This is a genomic window from Spirosoma arboris, from assembly GCF_009754945.1.
Lineage (GTDB): Bacteria > Bacteroidota > Bacteroidia > Cytophagales > Spirosomataceae > Spirosoma > Spirosoma arboris.
The window spans coordinates 603,128-624,691 of record NZ_WPIN01000001.1; the positions used below are offsets into that span (position 1 = coordinate 603,128).

Annotated in this window: 19 protein-coding genes and 1 pseudogene; 13 read left to right on the forward strand and 7 right to left on the reverse strand. The window is 48.0% G+C overall.

Translation table 11 applies throughout. The annotated features are described in order from the left end of the window. Window positions 1-8 precede the first annotated feature (8 nt). From GO755_RS02440 to GO755_RS42130, 5 genes and pseudogenes are all read right to left on the reverse strand, one after another. Window positions 9-1,127, reverse strand: a complete 1,119-nt coding sequence (locus GO755_RS02440) for a DUF4249 domain-containing protein (protein WP_157582972.1) — start codon at window positions 1,125-1,127, stop codon at window positions 9-11. A 38-nt stretch (window positions 1,128-1,165) separates the two neighbouring features. Further along, window positions 1,166-2,281 (reverse strand): DUF4249 domain-containing protein, encoded by a 1,116-nt coding sequence (locus GO755_RS02445; RefSeq protein WP_157582973.1) that lies wholly within the window; start codon window positions 2,279-2,281, stop codon window positions 1,166-1,168. A gap of 114 nt (window positions 2,282-2,395) precedes the next feature. Then, window positions 2,396-5,167, reverse strand: coding sequence for a TonB-dependent receptor (locus GO755_RS02450; protein ID WP_157582974.1), 2,772 nt, complete (start codon window positions 5,165-5,167; stop codon window positions 2,396-2,398). 2 nt (window positions 5,168-5,169) lie between these two features. Beyond that, window positions 5,170-5,895 (reverse strand): hypothetical protein, encoded by a 726-nt coding sequence (locus GO755_RS02455; RefSeq protein WP_157582975.1) that lies wholly within the window; start codon window positions 5,893-5,895, stop codon window positions 5,170-5,172. A 223-nt stretch (window positions 5,896-6,118) separates the two neighbouring features. After that, a pseudogene (locus tag GO755_RS42130) lies at window positions 6,119-6,274 on the reverse strand (ATP-binding protein); the annotation flags it as partial. Between the two features lie 152 nt (window positions 6,275-6,426). Here GO755_RS42130 and GO755_RS02465 point away from each other — a divergent pair. Together GO755_RS02465 and GO755_RS02470 are read left to right on the forward strand one after the other, a co-directional pair. Then, entirely contained in the window at window positions 6,427-7,125 is a 699-nt protein-coding gene (locus tag GO755_RS02465; protein WP_157582976.1) for a CoA transferase subunit A, read from the forward strand. A 45-nt stretch (window positions 7,126-7,170) separates the two neighbouring features. Beyond that, the gene (locus GO755_RS02470) at window positions 7,171-7,830 is read left to right on the forward strand and encodes a CoA transferase subunit B (protein ID WP_157582977.1); all 660 of its coding nucleotides are present in this window, start codon (window positions 7,171-7,173) and stop codon (window positions 7,828-7,830) included. Between the two features lie 35 nt (window positions 7,831-7,865). Here the strand turns inward: GO755_RS02470 and GO755_RS02475 are convergent, their stop codons facing one another. Beyond that, window positions 7,866-8,264: a VOC family protein gene (locus GO755_RS02475; protein ID WP_157582978.1), complete on the reverse strand. Its 399-nt coding sequence runs from the start codon at window positions 8,262-8,264 to the stop codon at window positions 7,866-7,868. Window positions 8,265-8,378: 114 nt separating this feature from the next. Here GO755_RS02475 and GO755_RS02480 point away from each other — a divergent pair, with 114 nt between their 5' ends. The 5 genes from GO755_RS02480 (at window position 8,379) to GO755_RS02500 (ending at window position 12,329) form a co-directional block, all read left to right on the forward strand. Further along, window positions 8,379-8,855, forward strand: a complete 477-nt coding sequence (locus tag GO755_RS02480; RefSeq protein ID WP_157582979.1) for a RidA family protein — start codon at window positions 8,379-8,381, stop codon at window positions 8,853-8,855. 3 nt (window positions 8,856-8,858) lie between these two features. Continuing rightward, the gene (locus GO755_RS02485) at window positions 8,859-9,974 is read left to right on the forward strand and encodes a D-TA family PLP-dependent enzyme (RefSeq protein ID WP_157582980.1); all 1,116 of its coding nucleotides are present in this window, start codon (window positions 8,859-8,861) and stop codon (window positions 9,972-9,974) included. 54 nt (window positions 9,975-10,028) lie between these two features. Further along, window positions 10,029-10,454, forward strand: a complete 426-nt coding sequence (locus tag GO755_RS02490; protein ID WP_157582981.1) for a DMP19 family protein — start codon at window positions 10,029-10,031, stop codon at window positions 10,452-10,454. A gap of 115 nt (window positions 10,455-10,569) precedes the next feature. Then, window positions 10,570-11,193: a hypothetical protein gene (locus GO755_RS02495; RefSeq protein ID WP_157582982.1), complete on the forward strand. Its 624-nt coding sequence runs from the start codon at window positions 10,570-10,572 to the stop codon at window positions 11,191-11,193. Between the two features lie 62 nt (window positions 11,194-11,255). Continuing rightward, window positions 11,256-12,329: a dipeptidase gene (locus GO755_RS02500; protein WP_157582983.1), complete on the forward strand. Its 1,074-nt coding sequence runs from the start codon at window positions 11,256-11,258 to the stop codon at window positions 12,327-12,329. Here the strand turns inward: GO755_RS02500 and GO755_RS02505 are convergent. Further along, window positions 12,326-13,354 carry a LacI family DNA-binding transcriptional regulator gene (locus GO755_RS02505; protein WP_157582984.1) on the reverse strand — a complete coding sequence of 343 codons (1,029 nt, stop codon included), beginning with the start codon at window positions 13,352-13,354 and terminating at the stop codon, window positions 12,326-12,328. The two genes, GO755_RS02500 and GO755_RS02505, sit on opposite strands and share 4 nt — an antisense overlap. A 278-nt stretch (window positions 13,355-13,632) precedes the next feature. On the opposite strand from GO755_RS02505, the gene GO755_RS02510 reads away from it, so the two are divergent. The 6 genes from GO755_RS02510 to GO755_RS02535 all read left to right on the forward strand — a co-directional run bounded on the left by GO755_RS02510 (window position 13,633) and on the right by GO755_RS02535 (window position 21,394). Further along, window positions 13,633-15,162, forward strand: coding sequence for a tagaturonate reductase (locus GO755_RS02510; RefSeq protein WP_157582985.1), 1,530 nt, complete (start codon window positions 13,633-13,635; stop codon window positions 15,160-15,162). After that, window positions 15,163-16,818 carry a UxaA family hydrolase gene (locus GO755_RS02515; protein ID WP_157582986.1) on the forward strand — a complete coding sequence of 552 codons (1,656 nt, stop codon included), beginning with the start codon at window positions 15,163-15,165 and terminating at the stop codon, window positions 16,816-16,818. It abuts the gene before it with no gap. A 112-nt stretch (window positions 16,819-16,930) separates the two neighbouring features. After that, window positions 16,931-18,361, forward strand: coding sequence for a glucuronate isomerase (gene uxaC / locus GO755_RS02520; RefSeq protein WP_157582987.1), 1,431 nt, complete (start codon window positions 16,931-16,933; stop codon window positions 18,359-18,361). A gap of 12 nt (window positions 18,362-18,373) precedes the next feature. Then, the gene (locus GO755_RS02525; protein WP_157582988.1) at window positions 18,374-19,402 is read left to right on the forward strand and encodes a sugar kinase; all 1,029 of its coding nucleotides are present in this window, start codon (window positions 18,374-18,376) and stop codon (window positions 19,400-19,402) included. Window positions 19,403-19,409: 7 nt separating this feature from the next. Next, window positions 19,410-20,078 carry a beta/alpha barrel domain-containing protein gene (locus tag GO755_RS02530; protein ID WP_157582989.1) on the forward strand — a complete coding sequence of 223 codons (669 nt, stop codon included), beginning with the start codon at window positions 19,410-19,412 and terminating at the stop codon, window positions 20,076-20,078. Next, complete coding sequence (locus GO755_RS02535; protein WP_157582990.1) at window positions 20,075-21,394, forward strand: MFS transporter; 1,320 nt, start codon at window positions 20,075-20,077, stop codon at window positions 21,392-21,394. The genes GO755_RS02530 and GO755_RS02535 overlap by 4 nt, the downstream gene beginning before the upstream one ends. Window positions 21,395-21,564 lie beyond the last annotated feature (170 nt).

Consider the following 21,564-nt stretch of genomic DNA (forward strand, 5'->3'; position numbering starts at 1 on the left):
TCATTGTCTTAGTCCCAAAAGTCTGGTTTTTTGATTACGCCCCCCCGCAACCGACAATCGAGGCAGTCTTCATGGGTTGTGAGGTACAGAAACGGCGAGTAACGATCAATAATGCCTGGCCGATCTCGTAATATATCCCCACCACCGAGCGTATCGATATCGCAGGACCCCACCCCTGAATTTGGATACCAGGGAGGTAATTGCGACTTGGTAATGAAAATGCGCTTGCTTTCGACGGTTCCAACCCGAAAGAACCCCAGTACGAGATCGTTGGCATCGGTCTGCGAATGAATATTACCCGTGATTTGCGAAGGCTGTGGATCGAAAATTGACCCGATGCTCTGCGTTATTTTGGCCAGTTGTTCATAATAGTTGTATCCGTCCTGGCTTAGGGCAAACTGGCGGACCAAAATGCTGTATCTGACACTAAGTTTAATAGACGTACTGGGAATATGAACCAGCGGAAACTGACTGACTACGTCCTGACTAAGGCGCGATGTGGTTGCCGTTACGATATTGGACGAGTTTTCACTACCCCAGCACCGAAAGACACTTACTGTGCGATCAACAATCTTGTTGTTCAGTATTTCAAATGCCGACGTATACTCCGAATTATATTCCCAGGTTTGATCGTATTCCCACCGATAATAGCGCGTATTGTTTTTGGAGTCGTGCGTATTGACGTTGATCTGTAACCCTTCATTATCAGGGTGCCAGCTAACGCTATCGATGGGTGGGGTGGTTAAAACGGGTACGTAATCTGAATAGTAATCCGCTCCCGTCGTTGTCTTGATATGGAGCCGATACGTTTCGTTGGCTGAGGGAGTTACCCCGGTCAGGGTATACGAACCGACGGCACCTTCTTTTAACGTATAGACATCTTTATGAGCACTTTCGATAGTAACTACAGCCTTGGTTTCGGCCGTAGGCACTTTGGGGTCGGCCAGATTTTGGGTACGCGATAACTGGATGGTGGTGGTAGTTCCGGGTGCACTATTGAAGAATCCATTGACCACTAAATAACTGGCAGGCGAGGTAATTTCGGGCGGACGATACGGGTCAACGCACCCACCCACTAGCAGGAACAACACCCATACAATTCCGTTTATATATACGTTTTTTGTCATTACTTAATTTGGGATGCGATAGAATCCAGTTCTCTCTTTTACTGCCAGAAAGAAGGTCTTTGCAATACTCCTCCCCGTAATCGGCAATCAATACAGGGTAGACTTGTAGTTAGATATAAGCCTGGGATATAAAGATTGATGACACCCGGTTGATCTTTAATCACGTCTCCAGCTTTTGTCGTATCGATTGTGCAGGTTCCTAAACCTGTGTTGGTATACCAGGGAGGTAGCTGTGCTTTACTAATGAAAATACGTTTGCTTTCGACAGTGCCGACCCGGAAAAAACCCAGCACGATATCGCCCGTATTGGCCGATGAGTGGATGTTGCCGGTAATCTGAGAGGGTTGCGGGTCGAAAATTGAGCCGATACTCTGCGTTATTTTGGCCAACTGGTCATAGTAGTCATATCCGTCCTGAGTCAGAGCAAACTGTCGAATCAGAATGCTGTATTTGCTCCCCAGTTTAATAGATGTGCTGGGAATATGGGTTATCGGGAATTGGCTGACAACATCCTGGCTGAGTCGCGTTGTTGTCGTAGTGATAATATCTGACGACTTTTCACTTCCCCAACACTGGTAAACGCTCTGCGTGCGATTGACAATCTTGTTATTTACTAGCTCAAACGCCGAGTTTTGATCAGAAAAATATTCCCAGGTGCTCTCATATTCCCACCGGTAATAGCGCGTATTGTTTTTAGGGTCGTGTGTATTCACATTGATTTGCAGCCCATCATTGTCTGGATGATAGGTGATACTGTCGATGGGCGGAGTGGTTAGAACGGGTACATAGTCCGAATAGTAATCTGCCCCCTTCGTCGTTTTAACATGGAGTCGATAGGTCTCATTGGCCGAGGGCGTCACACCCGTCAGCGTATACGAACCGACAGTACCCTCTTGTAGCGTATAGACATCTTTATGAGCACTTTCAATGGTCACCACTGCCTTGGTTTCGACAGTAGGTGCCTTGGGATCGGTCAGATTTTGGGTGCGCGATAACTGGATGGTAGTCGTGGTGCCTGGGTCACTATTAAAAAAGCCATTGACTACTAGATAGCTAGCAGGCGACGTAATTTCGGGCGGACGATATGGGTCAACGCAACCGCCAACCAGCAAGACCATTAACCAGCCGAGGAATTTTATAGGAAAGTTTTTCATAAAAATTGGGACACAGAGCTGCACGGAGAAGACACAGAGATACACAGAGAAAAAGAGGTTAAAGAATTCTCTGTGTATCTCTGTGTCTTCTCCGTGCAGCTCTGTGTCATACCCTTAAAATCTAAAATTATACGTGACCGATGGAATCGGATTCCCGAAAATTGACAATTGATAGCTGTTAATACGCCCATTCTCTGATTTGAAATAAACCGAGTAGGCGTTATGACGACCTGTCAGATTATAGACTGCAATTGTCCATGAACTATGGGCCAGCTTCTTGACCTTATGGTTGCCTTCGATATTCATCGCTAAATCAGCACGGTAGTAATCGGGAATTCGGTACTGATTCCGATCCGAATACAACAGCCGGAGCGAGCCGTCGATTACGTATTTCGATATAGGCAATGTAATGGGCCGCCCGGTGCTATAGGTGAAATTGAGCGATATACTGAACCGGCGGTTAAGCTTGTAGTTGCCGATCATGGTAACGTCGTGCGGTTTGTCGTAGTTACTTGGGTAATAACTTCCCTTATTAATGATCTCGTTACCAAGCTGATCGTTCGTTCGTAACAGCGTTCGTGAGTAGGTGTAGCTCAGCCAGCCATTGAGTTTGCCCGTCATTTTTTTGATGAGGAATTCGGCTCCATACGCCAGCCCTTCAGCATTGACCACGTCGGTTTCGATATGATGATTCAGAATCAGCGAAGCGCCACTCCGATAATCCAGCCGGTTCTGCATCGTTTTGTAATACGCTTCCACCGACATTTCGATGGTATTGTTCCGGTTATTTTTGTAGAAACCAATGGCGTATTGATCACCAATCTGCGGCTTAATGTTCGGATCACTCAATTTCCAGATATCGGTTGGTGAAATGACCGTGGTGTTCGAGAGCATCTGGATATATTGTCTCGTTCGGTTGAAACTGGCTTTTATCGACGATGTATTGGACAACCCATACCGAATGGCCAGCCGGTATTCAGGGCCACCGTAGTTAACGATTGACTTATTGTTGCCGTAGCTTAGTGTATCTGTAATGGTATTGATCGTTTTTGGCTGACCCGGTACGTACTGATACACAGAACCTGGCCCTAGATAGGTGTAGAACGAATACCGAAGTCCGGCACTAATCGACAGGCGAGGATTTATGTCGAAACGGTCACCGATATAGAGCGCGCTTTCCAGCGCCTGTTCAGTAGGAACCACATCGGGCAGAATGAGGGATTCGCTTCCTTTGGGTTGAAAGTTACCAGGCGAAAGTTTGTAGTAGGTTGAGCTAATGCCAAAATCAACCGCGTGCTGGTTGGTTGGAAAGTAATTGAAATCAGCCTTTACTTGTGTCTGGTTGATGGAAAAGCCCAGATCATAGGCATTGACCGGATTTTTGTCGCTCGACACGTTGTATTTGTACCCGCTATAATTACCCGTAAAAACGCTGTATAACTTATTGTTGATGATGTGTTTCCACTTCAGGGTAGCGGTCTGGTTCTGATAGCGGTATGACGTATCGCTGTTGAGCCGGAATTTATCCTGACTCATATAACCCGTTAGATAGAACGTATTCCGTTCGTTCATCTCGTGCGTAATGTGCAGGTTTAGGTCGTAAAACTGCGCCTGACTTTTCTGATAGGATGCATTTTGTACCTGCTTCAGTAGCCAGTCGGAATACGTGGTACGGATACCAGCAATAAACGATGTTTTCTCTTTAATCAGTGGGCCTTCGACCGTTAGCCGACCTGTTAATAAGCCAATCCCACCAGAGCCGACAAATTTCTTTTTGTTGCCATCACGCGTCTGCACATCCAGCACCGACGATAGGCGACCCCCAAACCGTGACGGAATGGCACTTTTGTAGAGTTCGGCACTTTTAATCATATCGGGATTGAAGGCGGAGAAAAAGCCGAACAGGTGCGATGAGTTATAGATAGGTGCGTCGTTGTACAAAATCAGGTTCTGATCGGTAGCGCCCCCGCGTACGTTAAGGCCAGTTGAGCTTTCGCCCACGGTTTTTACGCCCGGAAGGGTCTGAATAACCCGGAGTAGATCAGCTTCACCTAAGGCGGTGGGGACTTGTTTAATACTTTTGATATCGACCCGTTCTTGCCCCATCTGAAGCCCCGATATGTTTTTATCTTTCTCGGCCTCAATCACGACTTCCTTCAGGGCAATCACGTCATCTTCCATCTCAATATTGAACTTGTCATCGGAGTAGAGGATAATCCGGCGACGGGTATCTTTAAGGCCGATGCTACGTATTTTAAGCTCATGTCGTCCGCGAGGAAGTGTGATCGAATAATACCCAAACTGGTCGGAGACAGTGCCAATACGTGGATTATCAATGTAAATAGCGGCTCCCACAATGGGCTCACCCGATGCTACATTTCGAACGAAACCGGCAACTGTAGAGCGACCCGGACGGATGGGATTGGTGCGTTTTCCAAGTTCATACACCTTCGTTTCGGGTTCGACTAGTTTTTTCTGGCTCTCGGTCAGATAGGCGTTGGAGGTCGAGTCAGATCCTGTCATTCCACCACCCCGTTGGAAGAATCCAATGGGCAGTTCGGTACGAATGGGACGGGTAATCGTGATATAAACCCGCTTCTGTTTATCAATGGCGTAACTGTATTTCGTTCCGTTGAAAAGCTGCTGGAGCACTGTCCGCAAGGGCTGGTTTTCAATCTTCATATCCACGACGAGGCTATCGACATCTGCGGTATTGTAGAAGAAACGGTAGGGAGTCTGCGTTTCGACGGCCTGGACAAATTGCTCGAAACGCATGTTCTGGAAAGTACCCCGAATTGGTTTGTCGGCTGGTGTTTGCGCGAATAGGGAGGGCCTGATGCCAATCAGGATAAGTATCAGGAAAGTAGTGCGGTAGAGTAGAACCATAATTAATGCGTTAATTCCTCATAACGTTTTGCTGTCTGGGTAATAGCCGCTTCGCGTTGTTCTTCGTTGAATTTAAGCTTGTTGGCACGCAGGTACTTACGCAAAGGTTTTGCCTGATCTGGAAACAGACTAAGAACAGAACCTTTCGTTTTTACTTCGTGGTAAGCACCTTCTTTCTGAATATAAAAGCGGTCTTTCACCAGATACTCTGCTTTGTAGGTTCCGCTCGAAATATCTTCATGTACCGTTTTTACCCGCTGGGCCAACACCTTTACCGTTCCGTTATACAGAATCTCATAAAATCCTGTACGTAAGCCCAATGCACTGTCGCCTACAAGCCGGGCAAACTGGTGTTTTTTGATCGAGAAGTTGCTGATTTTGTCATTGTTTAACCGAACTCGATAACCTCCTTCGGGCGGCTGAATGGCCAGTTCATCACGAACAATGTCATATAACATCAGTACATCGTGGTACTGCACGCCATTGTAGGCGATTGTTCCCGGCTGTAAACTGTCCACGGGGAAAAAAGGGTGTATTTTTATCCGGTGATCGTGAGGAATGTACTCGTTGCCTTCATAAACATGCTCCTGCTTATACATGGTCCGCTCATACGAACGGACCGCCTGATCTTTCGCAGCCAACACGAACGAACTGTCGGGAACGGGTGCCTGCCCGACTGCACGAGTGGCTATTGAGAGAATAAAAAGGATCAGTATCGTAAAGCGCATAGAGTCTGGTTAGCGTAAACGCAAAATTCGAGTTGCCGATTCGGACGCAAAATATAGCGCACAGGGCGCAGAAAACAGCTTTGGGAAAGGATAATTTGCACCCTTACCTAAAAAACAGGATAAACACAATTCTACTTTGAGAGGAACGACGTAATGGAGTCGCGCCAGCGAATTGGCTGATTTTTCGGAGTTGATGGCAACTGCTTCTGGTTTTCAGAGAGAGTTACGCTGGTAAATTGATGACAAATTCAGTGGATTCACCCTCTACGCTTTCTACAGTCAGTGTTACCCCATGTCCCTTAGTCACAATATCATAGCTTAAACTGAGTCCTAATCCCGTTCCCTCATCTGTAGGCTTGGTGGTGAAAAAGGTTGGAAATTGTAGGCGCAGTCATAGGGAAAACTACAGAGAATTAAACTACTGACCAAATGGACTTTATAAAAGGGGAATGAACGGAACTTGTAAAAGATTGCCTTGCTATATTGTGTCGTCAATAAAGGTAATTTAAGTCGATTTACACACTTAAGTGTATGATAAACAAAGTAGTAGCTGGGGCCGATGCAGCTGTCGCCGATATTCCCGATGGGGCTGTGCTGATGGTAGGAGGATTTGGTCTGTGTGGCATTCCCGAAAATTGCATTGCGGCCTTACTCAAAACGGGCGTGAACAATCTGACCTGCATTTCCAATAATGCGGGTGTCGATGATTTTGGTATTGGCATGCTCTTGAAAACGAGACAGGTTCGTAAAATGATTTCCTCCTACGTAGGCGAAAATCAGGAGTTTGAACGACAATTGCTGTCGGGAGAACTACTTGTTGACCTAATACCACAAGGTACCCTGGCCGAACGAATCCGGGCGGGTGGAGCTGGTATTCCTGCATTTTTTACCCCGGCGGGCGTAGGTACTGAAGTGGCAGAAGGGAAAGAAGTTCGTGTGTTCGATGGAAAGCAGTACCTGCTGGAAAGTTGGCTAAAAGCTGATTTCTCGCTGGTGAAAGCCTGGAAAGGCGATACCGCGGGCAACCTGATTTTTAAAGGAACCGCCCGCAATTTTAACCCAATGATGGCAACCGCAGGAAACATCACCATTGCTGAAGTCGAAGAACTGGTACCTGCGGGTGAACTCAACCCAAACCAGATTCATACGCCGGGCATTTGCGTCCACCGGATTTTTCAGGGTGATAACTACGAGAAGCGAATCGAGCAACGAACTATTAGGCTTAAATAAAAAGCCTATCCATTTCTGACACTCCCTGACAAATTTTTACCAATTATGTTAGACAAACATCAAATTGCCCGCCGGATTGCGCAGGAATTACGTGACGGCTATTACGTTAATCTGGGGATTGGTATCCCGACGCTGGTCGCCAATTACATTCCCGAAGGCATGAACGTAGTACTGCAATCCGAAAACGGGTTACTGGGCATCGGGCCATTTCCGACTGAAGATGAAGTTGACCCTGATCTCATAAATGCGGGTAAACAAACCATTACAATGCTGCCAGGTTCGTCGCTCTTTAGCTCGGCAGATAGTTTTGCCATGATTCGGGGTGGCCATGTTGATCTTACGATTCTGGGAGCTATGGAAGTGTCGGAAAACGGCGACATTGCCAACTGGAAAATTCCTGGCAAAATGGTGAAAGGGATGGGCGGGGCTATGGACTTGGTAGCGTCGGCCAAAAACATCATCGTTGCAATGCAGCACGTGAACAAGGCGGGTCAATCGAAATTGTTGAAAGCCTGTACCCTGCCGCTTACTGGCTTACAATGTGTTAAGAAAATCGTGACGGAACTCGCGGTTTTAGATGTCTTACCCGAAGGAGGCTTCAGGCTGCTGGAAACCGCCCCTGGCGTAACAGTCGATGAAGTTAAGCGGTCTACAGAAGGTAAATTGATCGTAGAGGGGACGATTCCGGAGATGCAGTTTAACTAGTTATCAGCCCACTGTTTTAGCAGTGGGCTGATCCATTATTCTACACTCTTCGGCTCCAGCAAATCCCACAAATTCCCATATAAATCGGCAAAGACCGCTACCGTTCCATAGGCTTCTTCGACGGGGGATCGCACAAACTGAACGTCGTTGGCCCGCATCTGGTGGTAGTCGCGCCAGAAATCATCGGTAAACAAAAATAGAAAAACACGACCACCAGCCTGGTTGCCAATCCGACTTCGTTGTTCGTCGTTATCTGCTTTGGCCAATAGTAAACAAGACTCCGTCGAACCAGGCGGAGCCACTAATACCCAGCGTTTTGTCTCGCTTAAGGTCGTGTCTTCGATAAGGGTGAAGTTTAGTTTTTGTGTATAAAACCGGATGGCGTCATCGTAGTCATCTACGACTAAGGCAACGTGAGCAATTCGTTGTTTCATGCGATTGTTTCCAACTATGGTTTTGTAAATACGGGCCAATATAGCAACCAGACGCAGAGTTTCGATTAAGTTTGCAGACCCTATGCCTAGAGGGATTACTGACTACCAATTCGTATGGAAATTTCCGCTTTATCGCCCGAAGCTGCCTTTGCGCAAACCGGCCTTTCGTTGCCACCCGCTCCCCAGCCGTTGGGAGTTTATAAACCCTATCTGATCGACGGCAAATACCTGTACATATCAGGACATGGCCCCGTTCAGGATGATAAAAGCCTGATTATTGGTCGCATTGGCGCTGATATGGATATTGAACAGGGAAAACTGGCTGCTCGTCAGGTGGGCCTGACCATCCTGTCGACCATTAAAACCCATCTGGGCAGTCTCGACCGGGTGAAGCGGGTAATTAAAGTGCTCGGCATGGTGAACTGTACGGCAGATTTTGGTCGTCATCCGTACGTCATTAATGGTTGTAGCGAATTGTTTGCCGCAGTTTGGGGCCAGGATAACGGCATCGGTGTACGGTCGGCGGTGGGTATGGGTTCATTGCCCGACAATATTCCGGTTGAAGTAGAAGCCTTATTTGAACTTGTCTGACCGATGGAACAAACACCCTGGTATTCGATTGATGACGTTGCCCAACTGGATACGCCCGCGTTGGTGCTGTATCCTGACCGGGTGAAACAAAATATTGCCCTGCTAAAAAGCACGATTGGTGATGTGAACCGGTTGCGTCCACACGTAAAAACGAACAAATCGCGGGAGGCTTCCCGGTTGCTGCTGGAAGCGGGCATTCAGAAGTTCAAGTGCGCTACCATTGCCGAAGCTGAAATGCTGGCTATGATTGGTGCCCCTGATGTGTTGCTGGCTTATCAGCCCAATGAGGCCAAAATGCATCGCCTGTTGGCGTTAATGAAAGCCTATCCAGAAACGCATTTTTCCTGTCTGGTAGACAATAGTACCACCGCCCGCGAGCTCTCGGAATTGGCCGTGGCGGCTGGGCTGGTTGTGCCGGTGTATATTGACCTGAACGTAGGGATGAACCGAACGGGCATTGCGCCGGGCGGAGCTGTGTTGACGCTTTATACCGAACTTGATCAACTGGCGGGTGTGCAACCGGTTGGGCTACACGCGTATGACGGGCACCTTCGTAATTCCAATCTGGCCATTCGGACGAGTGAGTGTGATGCCGCTTTTTGGCCGGTGCAACTGTTAAGCGAAACCCTGACGGCTAGAGGATTCACGAAGCCGGTCATTGTGATTGGTGGTAGCCCGACTTTCCCGATTCATGCCAAACGACCAGATGTCGAATGCAGCCCTGGTACGTTTATTTACTGGGATAAAGGTTACCAGACTATTTTGCCCGAACAGGCGTTTCTTCCAGCCGCATTGGTAGTAGCACGAGTTATTTCATTACCCGATTCCTCAAAAATCTGTGTCGATTTAGGGCATAAATCCGTCGCAGCCGAGGGTGACTTAATCGGCCGGGTCACGTTCCTGAATGCGCCCGACTTAAAAGCTATCGGGCAGAGTGAAGAACATCTGGTACTGGAAGCAGGAGAGGGGCATTCCTATAAAGTAGGCGATGTATTTTATGGTATACCCAATCACGTTTGCCCAACCGTTGCGCTGTACGAACGTGGGTATACAATCGAAGGTGGCACCGTCACGGGCGAGTGGCTGACCGTTAGTCGTGATCGAGTAATTTCGGTATAAAGAGTGGATAACAAGAGGTTTTTCTTGGGTAAATAAATAGGGCAGTAGAAACGTATGGAGCCTGGAAAATGGATGTCATTTGGGATGCTATTTATTTTCCTTAGTGCTGGCTGCACAAAAGAAAACAAGGACCAATCGAATCTAACCAGCAATTTTTACCAACAGAAGCCTCAGGCTACTATTGAACAGTTAGTGGCAGAAGTAGATAATGGCGGTTTCAATCAGTACTTTTTTAATTCTTCGGGAGTAGACTGTTTCGAGACACTAAAAGCCCTGAAGAAAAGAGGGAAAACGCAAACAGCCCAAATTCTTCAACGAGCGATTCATTTAATCAATCCAGAAAATCTGCCCGAGAACCAACTGGTTGAAAAACTAAGAAATCGAGCGGTAAACGAATTAGATGATGAGCAAGTAAATCGAGAGCTATCAAAATTAGATTCCCTGTTTTACAAAGAGCCAGACGGACCTTTAATTCCATGAAAGCTTACTAATCGCTCATTTGCGTTTGTTAAAAAGACTTAACAAACGTTAAAAAGATCAGTAGCCGGAAAATGCCAGCATAGATTTACCAGGTTGAATTTTTATTCCTGAAACTATGAAACATATACTGGTTATTGCCTTATGCCTTTTGTCTCTGCATGTAGTCGGGCAGAGTGTAGCAAATAAAGTTGATCTCCATACCTGGAAACCACCTTATACACTCATAATACCCACTGGCTGGACGAGTGAGCGTTTTTCGATTCCCATAGAGTTTGCTCCCCAGATTCCCTACAAAGGTGTTGAAGAAGTCCGCTTTGCACCTGGTTGGGATAAACGGTCAAGTGCAGACTATTGGTCGTACGCTTATCTGTGGTGGCTCGAAGGGAAACCAGCGATCACGGCTGCTGATTTACAGGAGAATTTGAAAGCGTACTATACTGGATTGATCGCGCAGAATAGTGCGAACCGGACCATGTTGGCAAGTAAATCGGTACCGACGACTACCCTGATTAAGAAAGTAAAAACAACATCGGATGGAGTTGATGTGTATAGCGGTACCATTAAGATGCTGGATTACATGGGGCAAAGCGCTATAACCTTGAACTGCCAGATCCATGTGAAAAACTGTAAGGAGCAAAAGCGAACTGCCGTTTTGGTCGAAGCATCACCAAAGCCAACAGATCATGCTATCTGGAAAACGTTAGACAGCATACAACAGAATTTTACCTGCACAAAATAACGAGCTTTGCTTAAGTTCGCGTCACGTTTCAACTGGATTAAATCCCCCAAATTGACAACCCCATGTTTACAGTAGATGCCCACCTCGACTTAAGTATGAACGCGATGGAGTGGAACCGCGACCTGCGTCAGCCAGTTGAGCGATTACGCGAACGCGAATTAGGTATGACCGATAAACCAGACCGGGCGAAGGGGACCGTATCGCTTCCCGATTTGCGTCGAGGCAATATTGGTTTGGTGGTCGCTACGCAAATTGCCCGCTTTGTTGCTCCCGATAATCCACTACCCGGCTGGCAATCGCCAGAACAGGCCTGGGCACAAACGCAAGGTCAGCAAATCTGGTATAAAACCATGGAAGCAGCCGGGGAGATGGTGCAAATCCGCGATCTGGCAGGCCTGGAGAAACATCTGGCGCTCTGGAATGATGGTACACCCAACGACGTAAAACCCGTGGGCTATATCCTGAGCCTGGAAGGGGCTGATTCGATTATAACCCCTGCTTACGTAGAAACGGCCTATAACTACGGCTTGCGGGCTATCGGTCCTGCCCACTATGGGCCGGGTCGTTACGCGCAAGGTACTGATGCTACAGGATTTATGGGCATGGCCGGACGAGAGCTATTACAGGAAATGCAGCGATTTAATATCATCCTGGATGCCACTCACCTTTGCGACGACAGTTTCTGGGAAGCGCTCGACTTTTTCACGGGCCCGGTTTGGGCAAGTCATAACAATTGTCGGGCTTTAGTCGATCACAATCGTCAGTTTAGCGATGAACAGCTGCGTGAGCTTATTGCCCGCGATGCCGTCATTGGGGGCGCACTGGATGCCTGGATGATGGTGCCGGGCTGGGTACGGGGCCAGTCGACCCCCGAAGCTATGAACTGCAATCTGGCCAAGATGATTGATCACTTAGATCATATTTGCCAGCTTGCCGGAAACGCCCTTCACATCGGTATCGGTTCGGATTTAGACGGAGCCTTCGGAAAAGAGCAATCTCCCTACGATCTGGAAACCATCGCCGACTTACAGAAAATTCCCGACTTACTACGTCAACGAGGATATACCGACGAGGATATTGCCAATGTCATGCATGGCAACTGGCTCCGGTTTCTACGACGAGTCTGGGCTAACTAAACTTGTAGGATGTTCCCAACTGGCTGCGACGACTCTCGGACAATCATTCGGGTTGGAATCCTGATCATGCCAGGCTGGGCTAGTTTTCGCTTACCTTCAATCAGGTCGATTAATTGCTCAGCGGCTACCTGACCAATTTCAAGCGCGGGCTGTTCCACTGTGCTCATGGGGGGAGCCAGCAAATCGGCTACGGGGGTATTCGTAAAGCCAATTAGCGAAACAGCCTCAGGAATGGCCACGTTTCGTTTTTTTAGAGCGGCCAGACAACCCAATGCCAACCGGTCGCCAGCGGCAAAGAAGGCATCCGGCGATTGGTCCAACAAATCGTTGACAACGGGTTCCACATTGTTCTGGCCAAATTCAGAATACCGTATCAGGTTTTCGTCGTAAGGTAATCCGTACTTCTCAAGGGCTGCCCGATAGCCCGCCAACCGCTCCTGGGTGATGGAGATGTAGGACGGAATCGTTAAATGCGCGATGCGCCGTCGGCCCGATTGAATCAGGTGCTCAGTAGCGGCAAAAGCACCAGTAAAATTATCGGCGGTTACGCAGAGCGAATCAAGGTCTTTAGAGACCCGGTCGAATAGGACAATGGGTAGTTTTCGTTCCTGCAAATCGCGCAGATGGGAGACATCCGACGTACTACCGGACAGAGAAATAAGTAAGCCATCTGCTTTTCGGGCAACCGCCTGTTGCACCGTTAATAGTTCCCGCTCGTAGGACTCATGGCTTTGAAAAATGATAACCTGATACCCGCGGCTATAGGAAACGGCGTCAATTCCATTGATAACCTGTGAAAAATAATTATTGGCAATTTGAGGTACAATAACCCCAATAACCCGGCTTCGATTTTCCTTTAAACTAAGGGCAATTGGATTTGGGCGGTAATTGAACCGTGCTGCGTATTCGACTACCAGCCGTTTGGTCTCAGGATTAATTTCATAACTATCCCGCAACGCCCGCGAGACCGTCGAGGTTGATAGGTTTAAGGCACGCGCAATATCTTTTATTGTAATCGCATCCAAAGTAATGTATTGGTAAAGTACAAAAATGTATCAACTAATCTGTACGTAATTGGTATAAGTTTAGAAACCCGGTCAACTACTCATTTTTAGGCTTTCAAGCAATATATGTAGCTTTCGGTAACGTTCCCGATAACGTTTGCGTGAATAAATATCCCCAAAAGTTTCTAATTAACAAATAGCCTGGTTAATCTTAGGAAGGCAAGTTGCTAACCACTACTGTTGATGACTTTCCCTGTTTCCATAAAAAAGACAATTTTTGATCTATTTCATCCGTCCTTATGAATCGCTTATCCATCCAGTCGCTTCCCCTGATTCAATCCAGCACTGATGTCAGCCTGCCAACCGATCAACTCCTGCATTTACCCGAGCGGGTATTACAATTTGGGACGGGTGTTCTGTTGCGTGGCCTACCGGATTATTTGATTGACAAAGCGAATCGTCAGGGCATTTTTAACGGACGAATTGTGGTCGTTAAATCGACGGATGGGGGCGATATGTCTGCCTTTGCCCGGCAGGATAATTTATATACGCTCTGCATTCGGGGTGTGGAGAATAAGAAACTGGTTGAAGAAAATGTGGTTTGCTCGGCCATAAGTCGCGTATTGTCGGCGAAACAACAGTGGGATGAGATTCTACGTGTTGCTACCAGCCCCGATTTACACATTGTGATTTCCAATACGACAGAAGTCGGTATTCAACTGGTTCAGGACGATATTCGGCAGTCTTCTCCTGAGTCATTCCCAGGCAAACTGCTCGCCGTATTGTACGCTCGCTATCAGGCTTTTAACGGTGACCCAACGAAAGGACTTGTCATTGTTCCTACCGAACTCATTCCAAATAACGGCACTAAGTTAGCCGCCATTCTGCTCGAACTAGCCCATCAAAATACACTGGAAGCGGCCTTTATCGACTGGCTCACAACGGCCAACACCTGTTGCAATTCGCTGGTGGATCGGATTGTACCGGGCCGTCCAGATGCTGCTACCTATCAGGCTATCAGTGAGCAACTTGGTTATGAAGATGAGCTACTGACTATTTCGGAAGTGTATCGATTGTGGGCTATTGAAGGTGATGAACATGTACTAAATGTACTGTCATTTCATAAGGCCGACGAGAATATCTTCATCCGCCCCAACATCGACCAGTTCCGCGAATTGAAACTTCGTTTGCTCAACGGCACACATACGCTGAGTTGCGGACTGGCTTATTTGAGTGGCTTCGAAACAGTTCGGGAAGCGATGGACGATGAAGTCCTGTCGGCATTCGTGAGTAGTGTGATGCTAGCCGAATTGATTCCGGGCATTCCGTATACGGTTGACGAGAAAATTGCCCAACGATTTGGTTTTCATGTGCTTGATCGTTTCAGAAACCCGTTCATCGAACACCGTTGGCTGGCCATCACGATGCAATACTCTGCAAAAATGCAGATGCGCAACATTCCAACCTTGCTTCATTATTACAAGCAATTAAATGTAACCCCCCGATACATTACGCTTGGTTTTGCTGCTTATTTATTATTCATGCGGGCTACATCGCAACAAGATGGCGTATGGTATGGCGAACGAGCAGGTGAAACATACCCAATTCAGGACGCTCAGGCTGGCTATTTCGCTGATGTATGGGCACGCCTGACACCGGAAGAATTAGTCAAAACAGTGCTGCAGAATACAACGCTCTGGGATCACGATTTAAGTCAATTACCGGGTTTTGCCGATTCGGTAGCCAGTTATCTAAATCAGATGATTGAAAACGATGTATTGGCTACGGTAGCTGCTCACTTCGATCATATTGAAACCGTAACAAAATAAATGAAACAGACTGTTTTAAAAATACATCCTAACGACTCCGTGCTGGTCGCGCTTACTGATTTAGAGCCGGGCGAACGCGTGCAGGACGAAGGCAGCTCGATACTGGTGACCGAGGCAATTCCAGCAAAACACAAGCTGGCGATTAATGCGTTTGCTCCCGGCGATCCCATCACGATGTACGGTGTACTGGTTGGTAAAGCCAAGCAGGCCATTCCGGCAGGGGGCCGACTGACGACGTTCAATGTGCAACATGCAACTAACAGTTATGATCTGCATGGGGCATCTTATCAATGGACACCGCCAGCTGTTGACCAGTGGACGAATCAGACATTTATGGGGTATCATCGTTCCGACGGAAGCGTTGGAACGGCTAACTATTGGCTCGTTATTCCGCTGGTGTTCTGCGAAAATCGGAATATACAGGTGCTTGAAGAAGCCTTGGTCAATGATCTCGGCTATGGTCGAAAGAAAACGTATCAACGGCAAACGCAGGAACTGAAAGCCCTGGTTCAGGCAGGTCGTACCGTTGAAGAAGTCCTACAGGCCGATTTACAAACCGCCGAACAATCGCTTAGTGGCCAGTTTCAGCTATTCCCTAACGTTGATGGAGTGAAATTCCTGATGCACGATGGTGGTTGCGGAGGAACCCGACAAGATGCGCAGGCACTGTGTGGGATGCTGGCCGGATACATCACCCACCCGAACGTGGCTGGCGCTACGGTCCTGAGCCTGGGCTGCCAAAATGCTCAGGTGACCATGTTGCAGGAAGAAATTCAGAAACGGAGCCCGCAATTCGACAAGCCGTTGTTTGTGCTGGAACAGCAGACCGTTGGCACCGAAGAATCGCTGATTAGTCAGGCGCTCCGGCAAACCTTCGCCGGGCTCATGCAAGCCAATGCGGCAGTTCGGCAACCGGCTCCACTTAGCAAACTGGTCATTGGACTGGAATGTGGTGGATCAGATGGTTTTTCAGGTATTTCGGCCAATCCAGCCGTGGGTCATGCATCAGATCTTGTAGTTGCTCTGGGTGGAACGGTCATCCTATCGGAGTTCCCGGAATTATGTGGAGTTGAACAGGAACTTTGCGACCGTGCTGTCGATGCCGAAACCGCCAGTCGGTTCCGAGAATTGATGAATGTTTACGCTCAGCGGGCGAAAGAAGCAGGCTCGGGTTTCGATATGAATCCGTCGCCCGGAAACATTCGCGACGGACTGATTACTGATGCGATGAAATCGGCAGGAGCGTCGAAAAAAGGCGGCAGTTCGCCCGTTGTTGCGGTGCTCGACTACCCTGAGCCTGTCCGCAAAGCGGGTCTGAATTTGCTTTGTACCCCCGGCAATGACGTCGAATCTACAACGGCAGAAGTGGCTTCGGGCGCTACGGTCGTTTTGTTTACAACAGGACTAGGTACGCCAACTGGAAACCCGATTACACCTGTCATTAAAATTTCGAGTAATACGGCTTTAGCGAACCGAATGCCCGATATCATTGATATAAATACAGGTACCGTCATTGATGGCGGGGAAACCATTCAGCAGGCTGGTGAGCGGATTCTGGAACACATTATTCGCGTAGCTAATGGTGATCTGGAAGTAGCCGCCGTCCGGCACGGTCAGGATGATTTCATTCCCTGGAAACGGGGAGTTTCGTTATAAAGAGTGAATGGCGAATGAGTGAAAGAGCGAATTGGTCCCATCCAAGCAACGTGGTGCCTAGCTCTCCAACTTTTTTCGCTCTTTCACTCATTCAATCTTTCGCTCTTTACCCATGAAAAAGCCCTTTCTAAACGACGATTTTTTGTTGCAAACCGAAACAGCTCAGCAGCTTTACCACGAGTTTGCCAAGCCGATGCCCATCATCGACTACCATTGTCACCTGCCGCCTGATCAGATTGCGGAGAATAAACAGTTCGAAAACCTGACGCAAATCTGGCTTTATGGCGACCATTACAAGTGGCGGGCCATGCGCTCGAATGGTGTGAACGAAAGCTATTGCACAGGCAATCAGTCCGATTTCGCCAAGTTCCAGAAATGGGCAGAAACTGTACCTTATACGGTTCGGAATCCGCTTTACCACTGGACACATCTGGAGTTGCAGCGGTATTTCGGGATTACTGAAACGCTTAATGGCAAAAGCGCCCGGCGTATCTATGATGCCTGTACCGAACAATTACAGTCGCCAGATTTTTCGGTTCGGAACCTGCTCCGCCGAATGAATGTCGAAACCGTTTGTACAACCGACGATCCAGTCGATTCGCTCGAAAACCACCAGAAATTAGCCGATGAAGGTTTTGAGATTGGTGTCCTGCCAACCTTCCGGCCCGATAAAGCAATGGCAGTCGAAGATGCAGGAATATTCAATTTATACGTTGCCCGCCTGGAAACTGTCAGCAATGTATCAATTACGACATTCAACGACTTTCTGGCAGCCCTTCGCCAGCGGCATGATTATTTTGCAGCAATGGGCTGCAAACTTTCGGATCACGGTCTGGAACAGATTTACGCCGAAGACTATACCGATGCCGAGATAAGTATCATTTTTGACAAAATTCGTTCGGGAGACGAGCTATCGAATTTAGAGATATTAAAGTTTAAATCGGCAATGCTAGTGCATCTGGCTGAGATGGATTGGGAAAAAGGCTGGACCCAGCAGTTTCACTTGGGCGCTCTTCGGAACAACAACAGCCGGATGCTTCGGCAGCTTGGTCCCGACACCGGCTGGGACAGCATCGGCGATTTCGCACAGGCACGCGCCCTCGCCCGTTTCCTCGACCGTCTGGACACAACCGACAAACTGGCCAAGACGATTTTGTATAATCTTAACCCGAATGACAACGAACTAATCGCCACTATGATTGGTAATTTTAACGATGGGTCAGTGGCAGGAAAAGTACAATTTGGATCGGGTTGGTGGTTTTTAGATCAAAAAGAGGGTATGGAGCGACAAATCAATGCTCTTTCCAATATGGGCTTGTTGAGCCGTTTTGTGGGCATGTTGACCGATTCGCGCTCGTTCCTGTCATACCCACGTCACGAATATTTCCGTCGGATTCTGTGCAACATGTTCGGCAACGACATCGAAAACGGTGAACTTCCCGACGATATGGACTGGACTGGTCAGGTTGTGCAGAACATCTGTTACGGTAACGCCAAAACCTATTTCGGGTTCAGCAATAAACCCATGTCGTTGACGGTTTGATTGAAATTTACTATGACCAAAGTCTGCTGCTTCGGCGAATTATTATTACGGTTTTCTCCAGTCGCGAATGGCGAATGGATACGGCAAACGGCCATGCCTGTATTTGTGGGTGGAGCAGAATTGAATGTAGCCACAGCCTTAGCCAATTGGGGTGTTCCCGTAAAATACAGTACGGTTCTTCCTGAGAATTCATTAGCCGATGACATTATTGGGTACGTTGCTCATAAAGAGATTGACCCATCGGGCATTGTCCGATTTGGACAACGTGTTGGCAGTTATTACTTGCCGCAGGGTAGCGACCTCAAAAATGCGGGTGTAATTTACGATCGGGCGCATTCGGCATTTTCGGAATTGGCGGTTGGTAAAGTTGATTGGGATGCTGTTTTGCAGGATACGAGTTGGCTACATGTCAGCGCTATTAGTCCTGCATTAAGCGCCGATGTTGCCGCAGCTTGTCAGGAATTAGTCGCTGTGGCTTCTGCCAAAGGGATTACCGTATCGATCGATCTTAATCACCGGGCACGACTATGGCAATATGGCAAGGCTCCTGCCGACATCATGCCGGGTATAGTTGCGTATTGCGATGTTGTGATGGGAAATATCTGGGCGGCCAATGCCTTGCTGGGTATTCCGGTCGATGAAGCTATCCATACCAAAGGACAACAGAGTGATTACCTGGACCATGCACTGGCAACGTCGGAAGCAATTCAGAAACAATTTCCACGCTGTAAAGTCGTGGCCAATACGTTCCGGTTCGATACACCACCGACTGGCCTTCGGTATTATACAACGCTTTATACAGACGGTCAGCAGTATGTTTCATCCGAATTAGTAACTGATTCGGTCGTGGACCGGGTAGGTAGTGGCGACTGTTTCATGGCGGGACTGATCTATGGACTTTACAATCAGCATGATCCGCAGGCAGTTGTTGATTTTGCTGCTGCCGCTGCTTTTGGTAAGTTGCAGGAACTTGGTGACGCCACAGGTCAGTCGGTAGCCGATATAACAAAACGACAACAAACCACAATCTTTTTAACCTAAATAACCTATGCCCGTATTCTCACCAAAAGAAATCCTTAATCTGGTTGTCAATCACCCGATTGTACCAGTATTTTATCATCCTGATGTCGAACACGCTCAGGCAATCGTACAAGCTTGTTACGATGGCGGTCTGCGCGTGTTTGAGTTTACCAACCGGGGCGACAAGGCGCTGGCTGTCTTCACGCAATTAGCTAGTTACGTTCGTGAAAATTGTTCCGAAATGGCGCTGGGCATCGGTACAATTCTGACAGCCGACGATGCCAAAAAATTCATAGCTGCCGGTGCTGACTTTGTGGTGCAGCCCGTAACAACTCCCACCGTGGGTGATGTATGCCGGGTTCAGGGCGTCCCCTGGATGCCAGCGGGTTCAACGCTGAACGAAATTTATCAGGCTACCCTGCTGGGTGCCGATCTGGTGAAAGTATTTCCGGGCAACGTGGTTGGACCGGGCTTCATTAAAGCCATCAAAGGCCCGATGCCTTCCTTGAAACTGATGGTAACAGGAGGTGTCGAACCAACTAGCGAGAGCTTAACAGCCTGGTTCAAAGCAGGTGTTACGGCAGTAGGCATTGGTTCTCAATTATTCTCCGGCGATAGTTCTGATCCGTCTGCTCTGCGTGATCGCGTGGCTGCTTTAGTCCAGATTGTTTCACCTTTTATTCCACAACCCGCATGAATAAACCTATGGGAAGCTACCGCTGGACTATCGTAGCGCTACTGTTCTTTGCCACTACGATCAACTATCTCGACCGGCAAGTAGTTGGGTTGTTGAAACCTGCGCTGGAAAAAGAATTCCACTGGTCGGAGCTGGATTTCAGCCGTATTATACAGGTTTTTTCAGCAGCCTATGCCATTGGCTTACTTGCTTTTGGGCGTGTTATAGACCGCATCGGCACCAAAATGGGCTATACTATTTCCATTATTTTCTGGAGTCTGGCAGCGATGGGTCATGCCCTGGCAACCAGTACGTTTGGCTTTATCATTGCGCGTATTGGACTAGGTTTGGGCGAAGCTGGTAACTTCCCTGCAGCTATCAAAACCGTAGCGGAATGGTTTCCGAAGAAAGAACGGGCGCTGGCAACGGGGATTTTCAACTCAGGGGCCAATATTGGTGCAGTAGTTGCCCCAATTCTAGTACCCTGGATTCTGGGCGTTTATGGTTGGGAAATGGCATTCATCATCACCGGTGCCGTCGGCTTTATCTGGTTAATTTTCTGGCACTTCACCTACGAAATTCCCGCCAGGCAGGCCAAACTTTCGAAAGAGGAATTCGACTACATTCACAGCGATAACGAAACCACATCCGACGATGTCGCCGATCATGGTAAACCTGTATCCTGGGCAAAACTGCTGAGCGTTCGTCAGACCTGGGCATTTGTGTTTGGCAAGATGCTGACCGACCCAATCTGGTGGTTTTTTCTGTTCTGGTTACAGGACTATTTCGCCACTACGTTCCACCTCGACACCAAAAAGCCGAACCTGTATCTGGCCGTACTGTATACGCTGGTCAGTATTGGCAGTATCGGTGGAGGCTATTTATCATCGGCTCTGATTAGTCGGGGATGGAGTGTCTGGAGAGCCCGCAAAACCGCGATGTTCATCTTTGCTATTCTGGTTCTACCCGTTATGGCTGTTCGTTTTGGGCCAGGTATTTGGGGAGCTGTAGCGTTGATTGGATTGGCTGGGGCTGCTCACCAGGCCTGGAGTGCTAACATCTTTACCACCGCTTCTGATATGTTTCCAAAACGGGCTGTTAGCTCGATTGTGGGCATTGGTAGCATGGCGGGTTCGATTGGTGGTATCATTTTTCCGGAGATCGTTGGTCGGATTCTGGATACATACAAGAAAGCGGGTGATGCACAGGGTGGCTATGGCATTATCTTCCTGATGTGTGGCTCGGCCTATCTACTGGCCTGGCTGGTCATGCATTTACTCACTCCAACCATGAAGCCTGTTAATCTAGGCATTCCTGAATCGGAGCCTGTTTTATAACTGTCGAAGTTCAGAATTTGTCATGCTGACGAAGGAAGCATCTTCAGACTTGTGGATTCTTAAGATGCTTCCTTCGTCAGCATGACAAAAATGAAAATATAATTACCTCTATATAAACCTATATAAAACGTCCAAATAAGCCCAAACCTACTTAAAACTCCATCTAATCT